The sequence below is a fragment of the Bacteroides sp. RTP21281st1_H5_RTP21281_210402 genome (assembly GCF_040918965.1).
Classification (GTDB): domain Bacteria; phylum Bacteroidota; class Bacteroidia; order Bacteroidales; family Bacteroidaceae; genus Bacteroides; species Bacteroides congonensis.
In genome coordinates this window covers 179,817-192,021 of record NZ_JBCOWR010000012.1, presented here as the reverse complement: position 1 = coordinate 192,021, position 12,205 = coordinate 179,817, and the positions used below count along the sequence as shown (strand labels likewise).

Annotated in this window: 12 protein-coding genes; 8 read left to right on the top strand and 4 right to left on the bottom strand. The window is 44.7% G+C overall.

The genetic code is table 11. From position 1 onward, the window contains the following. Positions 1 to 12 precede the first annotated feature (12 nt). The 8 genes from AB5443_RS17740 to AB5443_RS17705 all read left to right on the top strand — a co-directional run bounded on the left by AB5443_RS17740 (position 13) and on the right by AB5443_RS17705 (position 7,076). On the top strand, positions 13 to 1,053 hold the full coding sequence (locus AB5443_RS17740) for a DUF4837 family protein (RefSeq protein WP_044656599.1): 1,041 nt from the start codon (positions 13 to 15) through the stop codon (positions 1,051 to 1,053). A 4-nt stretch (positions 1,054 to 1,057) separates the two neighbouring features. Beyond that, the gene (gene pdxA / locus AB5443_RS17735) at positions 1,058 to 2,152 is read left to right on the top strand and encodes a 4-hydroxythreonine-4-phosphate dehydrogenase PdxA (RefSeq protein ID WP_368113789.1); all 1,095 of its coding nucleotides are present in this window, start codon (positions 1,058 to 1,060) and stop codon (positions 2,150 to 2,152) included. Between the two features lie 7 nt (positions 2,153 to 2,159). After that, positions 2,160 to 3,404, top strand: coding sequence for a sigma-54-dependent Fis family transcriptional regulator (locus tag AB5443_RS17730; protein ID WP_195408383.1), 1,245 nt, complete (start codon positions 2,160 to 2,162; stop codon positions 3,402 to 3,404). Then, a complete protein-coding gene (lptE, locus tag AB5443_RS17725; protein WP_044656267.1) occupies positions 3,391 to 3,918 on the top strand; it encodes an LptE family protein in 528 nt (175 codons plus the stop codon). The genes AB5443_RS17730 and lptE overlap by 14 nt, the downstream gene beginning before the upstream one ends. A 5-nt stretch (positions 3,919 to 3,923) precedes the next feature. Continuing rightward, positions 3,924 to 4,682 (top strand): tetratricopeptide repeat protein, encoded by a 759-nt coding sequence (locus tag AB5443_RS17720; RefSeq protein WP_277132457.1) that lies wholly within the window; start codon positions 3,924 to 3,926, stop codon positions 4,680 to 4,682. Between the two features lie 6 nt (positions 4,683 to 4,688). Further along, positions 4,689 to 5,084 carry a preprotein translocase subunit SecG gene (gene secG, locus AB5443_RS17715; RefSeq protein WP_044656265.1) on the top strand — a complete coding sequence of 132 codons (396 nt, stop codon included), beginning with the start codon at positions 4,689 to 4,691 and terminating at the stop codon, positions 5,082 to 5,084. Positions 5,085 to 5,328: 244 nt separating this feature from the next. Continuing rightward, positions 5,329 to 6,717: an MFS transporter gene (locus AB5443_RS17710; RefSeq protein ID WP_044656264.1), complete on the top strand. Its 1,389-nt coding sequence runs from the start codon at positions 5,329 to 5,331 to the stop codon at positions 6,715 to 6,717. Positions 6,718 to 6,725: 8 nt separating this feature from the next. Then, the gene (locus AB5443_RS17705) at positions 6,726 to 7,076 is read left to right on the top strand and encodes a PqqD family protein (RefSeq protein WP_277132453.1); all 351 of its coding nucleotides are present in this window, start codon (positions 6,726 to 6,728) and stop codon (positions 7,074 to 7,076) included. A 157-nt stretch (positions 7,077 to 7,233) separates the two neighbouring features. Here the strand turns inward: AB5443_RS17705 and AB5443_RS17700 are convergent, their stop codons facing one another. The 4 genes from AB5443_RS17700 to AB5443_RS17685 form a co-directional block, all read right to left on the bottom strand. Beyond that, entirely contained in the window at positions 7,234 to 7,518 is a 285-nt protein-coding gene (locus AB5443_RS17700) for a hypothetical protein (protein ID WP_073347864.1), read from the bottom strand. Positions 7,519 to 7,541: 23 nt separating this feature from the next. Further along, entirely contained in the window at positions 7,542 to 8,609 is a 1,068-nt protein-coding gene (locus AB5443_RS17695) for a DUF4831 family protein (RefSeq protein ID WP_044654908.1), read from the bottom strand. Between the two features lie 73 nt (positions 8,610 to 8,682). Beyond that, positions 8,683 to 10,194: a bifunctional ADP-dependent NAD(P)H-hydrate dehydratase/NAD(P)H-hydrate epimerase gene (locus tag AB5443_RS17690; protein ID WP_044654907.1), complete on the bottom strand. Its 1,512-nt coding sequence runs from the start codon at positions 10,192 to 10,194 to the stop codon at positions 8,683 to 8,685. Between the two features lie 342 nt (positions 10,195 to 10,536). Continuing rightward, positions 10,537 to 11,517, bottom strand: a complete 981-nt coding sequence (locus tag AB5443_RS17685) for a hypothetical protein (protein WP_277132449.1) — start codon at positions 11,515 to 11,517, stop codon at positions 10,537 to 10,539. Between the last annotated feature and the right edge of the window lie 688 nt (positions 11,518 to 12,205).

The window sequence follows — 12,205 nt, the reverse complement described above, 5'->3', positions numbered from 1 at the left end:
AAACCGAACATCATGAAAAAGTACTTTTTTTATTTGAGCATCGCTTTGGTAGCCTTTGTCGTTGCTTCTTGTGGTCTGAAAGGAAACCACACTTCTAGTGGACGTGCATACGAGCTTTTGGTAGTAGTAGATCACGGTGTTTGGGATCGTGCGGCCGGAAGGGCTTTGCATGATGCACTTGATTCTGACGTGCCCGGCTTGCCGCAATCGGAACCTTCTTTCCGTATCATGTACACTTCACCGAAAGATTATGATTCTACGCTGAAGCTGATACGTAACATTATTATTGTAGACATACAGGATATATATACGAAAGCTTCTTTCAAGTATGCGAAAGATGTATATGCCAATCCGCAGATGATTCTGACTATCCAGGCTCCGAATGAAGAAGAGTTCGGGAAGTTTGTGGAAGAAAATAAAAAGACGATTGTCGATTTCTTTACCCGTGCGGAAATGAACCGTCAGATCACTTTCCTCGAAAAGAAGCACAGCAACTTCATCTCACAGAAGGTGGACAGCCTGTTCGGATGTAACATCTGGCTGCCTGCCGAGTTGACCAACTCCAAGACCGGTGAAGATTTCTTCTGGGCTTCTACCAACACAGGTACTGCCGACCAGAATTTCGTAATGTACTCTTATCCTTATACCGATAAGGACACCTTCACCAAAGAATACTTCGTTCACAAACGTGACTCTGTGATGCAGGCCAATATCCCCGGATTCAAGGAAGGCGTTTATATGTCAACCGACAGTCTGTTGACGGATGTACGCCCAATCAATGTGCAAAACAGCTACACACTGGAAGCACGCGGACTATGGCGCATGAAGGGTGACTTCATGGGTGGCCCGTATGTATCACACACTCGCCTGGACGAGAAAAACCAACGGATTATTACAGCAGAGATATTTGTTTATTCACCTGATAAAATGAAACGCAACCTGGTTCGCCAGATGGAAGCATCTCTTTACACGCTGAAACTTCCGAATGAAGTTCAGCAGAACCAGATTCCATTGGGCGGTGTATCTAAGGAAGCGGAAAAAACTAATAAGTAAAGAAATGGAAGATAGCAAAATAAGAATCGGCATCACCCAGGGAGATATAAACGGGGTAGGCTATGAAGTGATTTTAAAGACATTCTCAGATCCTATCATGTTGGAACTTTGTACTCCGATTATTTACGGTTCACCCAAAGTGGCTGCTTACCATCGGAAAGCATTGGATATTCAGACTAACTTCAGTATTGTCAATACGGCTTCCGAAGCGGGATACAACCGTTTGAGCGTAGTGAACTGTACGGACGATGAAGTGAAAGTGGAATTTTCCAAACCTGATCCCGAAGCGGGCAAAGCTGCCTTGGGAGCATTGGAACGTGCCATCGAAGAATATCGTGAAGGTCTGATTGACGTTATCGTGACAGCTCCTATCAATAAACATACCATCCATTCGGAAGAGTTTTCATTCCCCGGACATACAGAATATATCGAAGAACGCTTGGGCAATGGCGACAAGTCATTGATGATTCTGATGAAGAATGATTTCCGCGTGGCTTTGGTAACGACACATATCCCGGTCAGGGAGATTGCAACTACGATTACCAAGGAACTGATTCAGGAGAAGTTGATGATCTTTCATCATTGCCTGAAACAGGATTTCGGTATCGGTGCCCCGCGCATTGCAGTGTTGTCTCTCAATCCTCACGCCGGAGACGGTGGTTTGCTGGGGATGGAAGAACAGGAAATAATTATTCCTGCGATGAAGGAAATGGAAGAAAAAGGAATCCTCTGCTACGGCCCATATGCGGCCGACGGCTTTATGGGTTCGGGCAATTATACTCATTTCGATGGTATCCTGGCTATGTATCACGACCAGGGACTGGCTCCGTTCAAGGCGTTGGCAATGGACGACGGGGTGAACTATACGGCAGGTCTGCCGGTAGTGCGCACTTCTCCGGCTCATGGCACTGCCTATGACATTGCAGGTCAGGGAGTGGCAAGTGAAGATTCTTTCCGTCAGGCAATCTACGTTGCCATTGATGTGTTCCGTAATCGCCAGCGGGAGAAAGTAGCCCGTGCGAATCCGTTGCGGAAACAATATTACGAGAAACGGGACGATAGTGATAAACTGAAACTGGATATAGTAGACGAGGATTAAAAGAGTGATGACAAGAGCGGAGATACAACAAGTGAAACAGCGTTTCGGTATTATTGGTAATACCGAAGCATTGTCACGTGCCATCGATGTTGCTATTCAGGTAGCTCCTACCGATTTGTCCGTGTTGATTACCGGAGAGAGCGGTGTCGGAAAGGAGAGTTTTCCACAGATCATTCATCAATATAGCCGGAGGAAGCACGGACAGTATATTGCTGTCAACTGCGGAGCTATCCCTGAAGGTACGATTGATTCCGAACTGTTCGGGCATGAGAAAGGCGCGTTTACCGGTGCTATCGGCGAACGGAAAGGATATTTCGGTGAAGCCGACGGCGGTACTATTTTCCTCGATGAAGTAGGGGAGTTGCCGATGCCTACCCAAGCGCGTTTGCTTCGTGTACTGGAGAGCGGTGAGTTTTTGAAAGTAGGTTCGTCAAGGGTACAAAAGACGGATGTGCGTATTGTGGCAGCTACCAATGTCAATCTTGTACAGGCTATTTCAGAGGGGCGTTTCCGTGAGGATTTATATTATCGGTTGAACACCGTGCCTATTCAGATACCGCCTTTGCGTGAGCGGGGAGAAGATGTGCTTCTGCTATTCCGAAAGTTTGCGGCGGACTTTGCAGAGAAATACCGGATGCCGGCTATCCAGTTGACGGAGGATGCGAAGAAGGAGTTGCTGGCTTATTCATGGCCGGGCAATGTACGCCAGTTGAAGAATATCACGGAACAGATTTCGATTATCGAAACGAACAGGGAGATTAACGCTGCTATCTTGCAGACCTATCTTCCGACACAAAATATGCAACGCCTTCCGGCATTGATGGGAACGCGTGAAAGTAAAGGTTTTGAAAGCGAACGGGAAATCCTTTACTCCGTCCTGTTCGATATGCGTCAGGAAGTGGCCGAACTGAAGAAGATGGTACACAACCTGATGGCTGAACGTGCCGGACAGGTAAGTCAGGTAGGAGCGGTGGTTGCCACTCCGGTGGTGACGACAACCCATCAACCTTCCGTACCTGCCATCATTCATACCGTGCAACAACCTCAACCGGCTGTTCGCAGGGACGATGACGATATACAGGATACGGAAGAGTATGTAGAAGAAACTCCGCTGTCTTTAGATGAAGTAGAAAAAGAAATGATACGCAAGGCACTTGAGAGACATCATGGAAAACGGAAGAGTGCGGCAAAAGATTTGAATATATCAGAGCGTACGCTTTATAGAAAAATAAAAGAATATGATTTGGATTAAGAAGATAACACGCCCTCTGTTACTGGTCGTTTTGCCGGTAGTGGTCATAGCGTGCACTGTTTCCTATAAGTTTAACGGTTCATCCATCAACTATGATAAGGTGAAGACAATCTCCATTGCCGACTTCCCGATTAAGTCGGAGTACGTATATGCTCCGTTGGCGACGAAGTTCAATGAAGACCTGAAAGATATATTTATCCGTCAGACCCGCCTGCAATTGCTGAAACCGAATCAGAATGCGGACTTGCAGATTGACGGAGAAATCACGGGATACAATCAGTACAACCAGGCAGTATCCGCCGATGGTTATTCTTCGGAAACGAAGTTGACCATAACAGTCAATGTACGCTTTGTCAACAACACAAATCATGCCGAAGACTTCGAACAACAATTCTCCGCTTTCCGTACCTACGACTCCAGTCAGTTGCTGACAGCCGTGCAGGATGGGTTGATTGCCGAAATGTCTAAAGAGATAACCGACCAAATATTCAATGCAACCGTAGCAAACTGGTAATATAAATGATTTCCGCTAACTTTCAACAATGGATTCAGCATCCTGAAACGCTGAACAGGGATACTTTGTACGAACTGCGCAATCTTCTTGCGAGATATCCGTATTTCCAGTCGCTCCGCCTGTTGTATCTCAAAAACCTGTATATTCTCCATGATATTAATTTCGGCGGGGAACTGCGGAAAGCCGTCCTTTACATTGCCGACCGGCGGAAGTTGTTCCAATTGATCGAAGGCAGCCGTTTCGACCTTCAGTCCCGGAAAAAGGGAGTGGCGTTGACGGAAGTGCTGAAAGACGAACCATCCGTAGACCGCACATTGGCATTGATTGATGCTTTCCTATCCACAGCTCCCGAAGAGGTGACTGCGCAGACCGGATTTGACTACTCGATGGACTATACTTCTTATCTGCTCGAAGAGACTCCCGCTACGGACGAAGCGGGAGAGGAAACGCCCAAGTTGAAAGGCTTTGAACTGATTGACGACTTCATCGAAAAGAGCGAAAGCGACTCTCCTCTCTACATGAAACCTCTTCGGGAAGAAGCGGAAGCATCCGCTACTCCTTCGGCCGAAACAAGCGCGGAAGAAGAGGATGATGACAGCTGTTTTACAGAAACTTTGGCAAAAATCTATGTTAAACAGCAACGATATTCAAAAGCTCTTGAAATAATTAAAAAATTAAGCTTGAAATATCCAAAAAAAAATGCTTACTTTGCAGACCAAATCAGATTTTTGGAGAAATTGATTATTAACGCTAATTCAAAATAACTAAAGATGTACTTATTATTCGTTATCTTAATGGTGATTGCAGCCTTGTTGATGTGCTTCATCGTGTTGATTCAGAACTCAAAAGGGGGCGGTCTTGCTTCCGGTTTTTCTTCATCCAACGCTATTATGGGCGTACGCAAAACTACAGATTTTCTGGAGAAAGCAACGTGGGGTCTGGCTATCTTCATGGTTGTAATGAGTATTGCTACCGCTTATGTTGTTCCCCGTTCGGCTGTTGCTACAGACGCAGTGTTGGAACAAGCACAGAAAGAACAACAAACTAACCCGTATAACTTACCCGCAGGTACGGCTGCGCCTCAATCTGAAGCTCCTGCTACTAACGCGCCTGCTACAGAAACTCCGGCACCGGCTGCTGAAACTCCTGCTCCTGCAGCAGAGTAAATCGCTCCGGATACTGTAAGACTATTTGGGTAAAACCATTTAAGGGAAGATGGGCTGATGCCTTACTTCTCTGATATTTAAGTGCGGATTGCGCAGATTACACGGATTTTCAATGTTCCGCGTACTCAGTGTAATCCGCATTTAACTTTTTCTTGTAAAAACAATCTCTTTGTGATGAAAACAAACAAGATTTAACTACCTTTGTTGGCTGTATAAGATTATTAATTACTTTTTAAATATAACAATGACAGAACAATTGAAAAAGAAGTTGAATGACTCCGCTCTGCTACGCTGGAGTGTTCTTGCATTGGTCGCGTTTACTATGTTATGCGGCTATTTCCTCACCGACGTAATGTCTCCGCTAAAGCCCATGCTCGAGAAAGAATTATTATGGGACAGCCTTGATTACGGTTTCTTCACAAGTGCTTATGGTTGGTTTAATGTATTCCTGGTGATGCTTATTTTGGGTGGTATCATTTTGGATAAGATGGGTGTCCGTTTCACCGGAATGGGAGCTTGTCTGTTGATGGTACTGGGCTGCGGATTAAAATATTATGCGGTTTCGACTACATTCCCGGAAGGAGCTATGCTTTTCGGATTCAAGATGCAGGTTACTTTGGCGGCATTGGGATATGCTATTTTCGGAGTTGGTGTGGAGATTGCGGGTATCACTGTTTCCAAGATTATTGTGAAGTGGTTCAAAGGCAAGGAAATGGCGTTGGCCATGGGACTTGAAATGGCTACGGCACGTATCGGAACAACCCTGGCAATGGTGATGACAGTACCTTTGGCAGACTTCTTCGGATATACGGACGAGAGTGGTGCGTTCCATACCAATATTCCTGCTCCGATTCTGTTTTGTCTGATTATGTTGTGTGTAGGTACGATTGCTTTCTTCATTTATACTTTCTATGACAAGAAGCTGGATGCGTCTTTGGATGCAGAGGGTCTGGAGCCTGAAGAACCGTTCCGTATGAAGGATATTGTCTATATTATCACGAATAAGGGATTTTGGCTGATTGCGTTATTGTGCGTATTGTTCTATTCGGCAGTATTTCCGTTTATCAAGTATGCGGCGGATTTGATGGTGCAGAAATATAATGTAGATCCGAAGTTGGCGGGAACAATCCCCGGACTGTTGCCGATTGGCGCTATTATATTGACTCCGTTGTTCGGTTCGCTGTACGACCGTATCGGTAAGGGAGCTACGTTGATGGTGATTGGTTCTGTCATGTTGATTTTCGTGCATACGATGTTTGCTTTGCCTATTTTGAATATATGGTGGTTTGCTACCATTATTATGATTATCCTGGGTTTTGCCTTCTCGCTAGTGCCTTCGGCTATGTGGCCTTCTGTTCCGAAGATTATCCCGGAAAAACAGTTGGGTACGGCTTACGCTCTGATCTTTTGGGTACAGAACTGGGGATTGATGGGTGTACCTTTGTTGATCGGATGGGTGTTGAACTCTTACTGCAAAGGCCCGGTGATAGACGGCGCACAAACCTATGATTATACGCTGCCCATGAGTATTTTTGCTCTCTTTGGTGTATTGGCTTTGATTGTTGCTTTGATGCTGAAAGCAGAAAACAAGAAGAAAGGCTATGGTTTGGAAGAAGCAAATATTCAGAAGTAATAAAAACGATGGCTGCCAAAGAGAAAATAAACCTGCTTGAGGTTATTCCCTGTCGCAGTGAACATATTACAGCAGAACGGGAAGGGGAGATTATTGTGCTCTCCTTTCCCCGTTTCAAGTATCCGTGGATGCAACGTTTCCTTGTGCCGAAAGGAATGTCGAAAGATCATTATGTGCATTTGGAAGAACACGGTACGGCTGTATGGGAACTGATAGACGGGAAGCGTACGGTTCGTGAGATTATAGAAAAACTCGCAGACCATTTTCAGAATGAAGCGGGCTACGAGTCGCGTATATCTGCTTATCTTTTTCAGATGCAGAAAGATGGATTTATAAAATTGATGACGCCAGTCTTATGAATGGAAATTTAATTTAGACATAAGAACAAAAGAACATAAAAACTGCGCTTGGAAAATTATTTCTGCCGGTCATTAAACTACTACTGTTTCATTTTTTGTTCTTATGTTCTTCTGTCTAAAAAGAAATTTATTATTCTGTCTGCAAAAAAAATATCATTTATTTGATGAATACAGCCCACAATATTACGGCAGTTGCAATCAGTGCACCCATGATGATAAGTGTTCCCCATACGAAATAGTTACTGTCTTTCTCCTTTTTCTTTTCGGAGTCTTTGATGATGCGTCCCATTTCTTCCGGGGTAGTGTCGGGCAGTGAGTAATGATCGTTGGCCTGGTTCATATGCTTCAACTTCTCACTGGTGCGTTCGCGCCGTAGGCGGGATGCTTCCCGCCCTTCGCTTAACCGGCGTATCATGTCGAGCATATGTCCTTCACCGCCCATATTCTTTGCTTTTTAAAGGTTCTTTATTTGCCTTCTTCTCTGTCCACTTTAAGCAATCCGCCTGTATTCGGGTCGAAATACACTTTGATGGTAGAGTTCTTATTAAACAATACCGGAGCCAGATATTCAATTATACCGAATTGAGTGACAGGAAGTTCCCCTTCATATAGCTTCTTCTTCCCATCAGTCAGGGTAACCATTGCTTGTCCCGGTACGTTGTAAGCAATCCCGTCCAGATCTTTCTTTTTCTTTCCGTCCTCTTGTGGCATCTTGACAGTCTTCAAGTCTTTCAGGCTGATATAGAACGGAGTTCCCGCTAAGTCATTGTTGGCAACTACACCCAGCTTCTTGGAGAAGCGGAAAGCCACTTCATTATTAAACTCCTTGTCAGGAGTGAGACGAACGGTGAATGTCTTTTCTTCCTTGTCCTGTATGCCGGAGAACATTTTGGTCATGGCATCTTCCTGCACATTCAGATTGTCAAGCATGATTTTAAGCTGTGCGCCGTCCGACGGCATATTGTCTGCCTGTCCGCGTAATAAGGCATTTTTGCTTTCACGGATATTGTAGATTTCTTTGGCAACCAATTCCGCCATCTTGGCGGTAGAGCTTGCCATCAGTATTTCCTCGGTCAGAAAGTCGCGGGGATTCGCGCTCTTCTGGAGAGCGGGAGCGGTCGGGGAACTTTTCTTCGTGGAGTTGTTTTGGCTGTAAGGCACGTTGATAGATTTCACTATGCCGTCTTCGGTCAGTTCCATGAGAGGAGCTACTGTTTTATCCTTCAACTTTACGAAGTAAGTAGCTTCGCTGTTCGGTACTCCTACCGATTTCACTTTTACACTGGTCAGTTCCCAGTACGTTTCAGGATCAGCGGATACATTGTTCAATCGCAGATAGCGGTCTGCGTATTTGCTGAATTCACCCGGAGTATAGTTGACTTTATTGGCTTTTATCTCTAGTTCTATTTGAGTTTTGGGAAGGCTGTATACGACTCCATAGTCCTTTCCACGGGTGACGCCTGTCAGTACTTCGGTTTGTGCATAAGCGGAAGTTGCCATAAGTAGGCCCGCTGCTATAATCAACTTTTTCATATTCGGTTCTCTTTTAACTGGTTTTGAAAACAAAGTTAATGAAGTTATTGAAAAAACTGTAAGTTCTTAACTTTTATTCGCTTACAAGTCGCCAGGCTGTGGGCAGGCAGGTGATAATATCACTTGCTATCAGTCCGATCATTCCTTGCTTCTTTTGGGCAATATCTCCGGCTAGTCCGTGGATATAAGTACCAATTTTAGCAGCTTCTTCGGTGGGATAGCCTTGTGCCAGTAAGGCAAGGATAACCCCGGTCAGAACATCGCCGCTGCCACCGGTTGCCATTCCCGGGTTTCCTGTCGGGTTAAAGTAACATTTGCCTTCAGGAGTGATTATGGCAGAGTAAGCACCTTTCAGTATAATGTGGACATGTGCTGCACGAGCCAGTTCGCAGGCTTTCATCAGACGTTCGTAAGAATCCTGGCATTTGCCGGTCAGGCGTTCCAACTCCTTCGGATGAGGAGTGAGGATAGAGCCTTTCGGCAGGTGTGTAAGTGTGTGGCGGTGGTTGGCAAGAATGTTCAGTGCGTCGGCATCCAGTACAACGGGAGTTTGGCAATGTTCCAATTGCTCGATAAGGGCAGCTTCCGTTTCTTCATTCCGTCCCAGTCCCGGGCCGATGCCGACCGCTTGATAATCGTCAGTGTCGGTAGGTACGGCAAAGTAGTTCTCACTAGCGTCTGTCTCTACCATTGCTTCGGGTGCGGAAGTTTGCAGAATGTCGTTGTTGCATATCGGAGCGTGCACGGTGAGCAATCCTACACCGGAGCGCAGACAAGCACGGGCAGCCAATACGGATGCACCCGCCATCCCTTTCGAACCGGCTATTAGCAACGCGTGACCGAAATTCCCTTTATGGGCGAATTGCTTGCGGGGCTTGATAAGCGAACGGATTTCTTCAATCTCCAACATTTCGTAGTTTGTTTCCGTCTCTTCGATTCCCTCTTCGCTCAACTGAATGTCCAATAATTCCCATTCGCCTACGAATTCAGTATTTTCTGCAAAAAGGAAAGCAAGTTTCGGCAGTTGCAGGCTGAAAGTAACGTCTGCACGGATAATATTGCTTTTTACATTGAATGTATTTTCTTCTCCCATCAGCCCGGAAGGAATGTCGATGGCTACTACCATGGCAGGAGAAGCATTAATATATTTCACCACGGCTGCGAACCCACCGCTTAACGGCTTGTTCAGTCCCGAACCGAATAACCCGTCAATCACTAAATGGTCGGGTGTCAGAACGGGCGGTACAAACTGTGTACTGATTTCATGGAATGTAACTTCTTCCATCATTTCCACCAATTCTTTATTTGTCTGACAGTCGGGTGAAAGATTTCCTTTTGTATTAAAGAGATATACTTCCGTTTTATATCCTTTTTCAGCCATCATGCGGGCTACGGCAAGGGCGTCTCCGCCATTATTCCCCGGCCCGGCAAAGATAGTGACGGGTGTTTCCGTCCCCCATCTGTCCGTGATAGCTTTGGTTAGTACTGTTGCCGCACGTTCCATCAGGTCGATTGATGCAATCGGTTCGTGCTCAATGGTATAAGCGTCCAATTTCTTGATACTGCTACTTGGAAATATTTTCATTACAATGTTCTTTTAGTTTTCGAACTACAAATGTACATGATTCTTCTGACTTTTCCCGTTTGTTGTGGGAAGAAAACTTGTTAATCATGGTTGGATAGGGCATGGGATATTGCTGATAAGTTATTATTTATCTATTGGTAGACTAGACAAATCAATACTTAGTTCATGTCCGTTATGCTTTTGAGCTAATTCTGCTATGTGAATTATCAACTCAAACAATGAGAAAAGTAGAATAGTGTTACTACGATAATAGGAAAAATAGGGGCAAGCTACTCTTGTTTGCAAGAGTAGCTTGCCCCTATTTTTATATCGTTTGTATCTTTATCAGAGGAGAATAATATATTAATCGATGTATTGTTTGATTTGCTCCACTGGTATTGACAATTGTTTGGATATCTCTTCAACCGATGTCCCATTGTTGCAGAGCATCTTGACCATTGAACGAATCACCTGTTCTTTCTGCTCGATCACCTGCTTGCTCTGCTCAATCACCTGTTCTTTCTGCTCGATCACCTGCTCTTTCTGCTCAATTTCCTGCTCTTTCTGCTCAATTTCCTTATTCTTCATCATAATTGTTGTATCCCTGTCCTCAATTTCAGAAAGAATCTCGTCTTCTATCTCCATGGCACGACGCACGTCGGGTGCGGCGGCAGCCTTCAGCAGGCGATGAACAACACACTTCACTTCATCATCAAGATGCTCATCGTTAATTTCCAGATAGTGTTCGCTATCAGCCTGCCGATATTCCTGATCGAATACACTCAACAAACGTTCGAGGCGGTTACGGGTTCGACCGGTGAGAAAAGGAATCTGTACGATGATGCTGTCATGAGTCAGACTCTCTATGAAGGGATCGGGAGAAGGAAGAAGATTGTCGTCATAATCCAGATAGCGGCGACGTACATAAACAACTGGCTCGGTAAGGTCACCCAAGGGATGTCCCAGAATGTAGATAGAGATGATGGGCAAACCGTAGGTTCGTCTTTGTCCATGCTCGTTCTTTTCTTCGATAATGTTCTCCTTGTTGAGATACTGTGTGCCCAGGTACTGGCGGAAGCGCAAGGTTTCAGTGATGAGCCAGGTCTTTTGCAGTTCGATGAGGACAAGGTGTTCCGAACCGTCGTTTTCACGAATCTTTGCTGAGAAGTCTATACGAAAGAGTGAGATGCGCGTATGTTCCATGGAAGTATACTCGTGGCGGCGCATTTCAAGGTCTATGATATCCTTTTTGAGCAATGCGGAAAGAAATATCTTGGCGACTTTCTTGTCTTCCATCAGGAATTTGAAGACGGCGTCGTAAATGGGATTGGCGATGATAGTCATATTGCTTACAGTTTAATAATTAAGCAAATATACTTCTTTTATTTGATTAATGAGAGGATGGAAAGGTTAAATTCTTCTATCGGGAAGGAACTATTTGAATAGTCATGCTATAATCCGGTTTCAGTGCTTTCTGTTTTTCAAGTTAGATGGTGTATCTATATATTCAGCGTAGTAGGTATATATACTCACCGCGTTGGTTCTATATGTTCAACAAGCGGGGGATATAGATTCATCACGCGGGTAAAAGTGGATGGCACGTGGACTCAGGGTTGCTTACCTGTCGGCTGAAACTTATCGGGACGTGGGCTGAACCGAACAGAGCCTCTATCTTGGTGAAACAGAGGCTCTGTTTTAATGAAATGCAAGCTCCGTTTCGCTAAAACAGAACCTTTGTTACAAGTAGATATAGCATCAAAAGAGGAACTAAAATTATACACTTTTGCATTCAGGTTTGCTTTCAGGCAAAACCTTCGATGAAAAGGGGCTTTTTTGAAGAACTGAAAGCTGAAAGCGTTTTGTTCTTTTACTATTTAGTAGTAGACTTGAGTGGAACAAGTACTAAACTCAATGAAAAGATGTAGGAGACTTGAGCAAGTCAAGTATATCATTCTATTTACTTCAGTACTGGTTTGAACAAGTTCATCTACACATCGTTTTATTTCTTACCCCTATAAAAATGGACAAATTT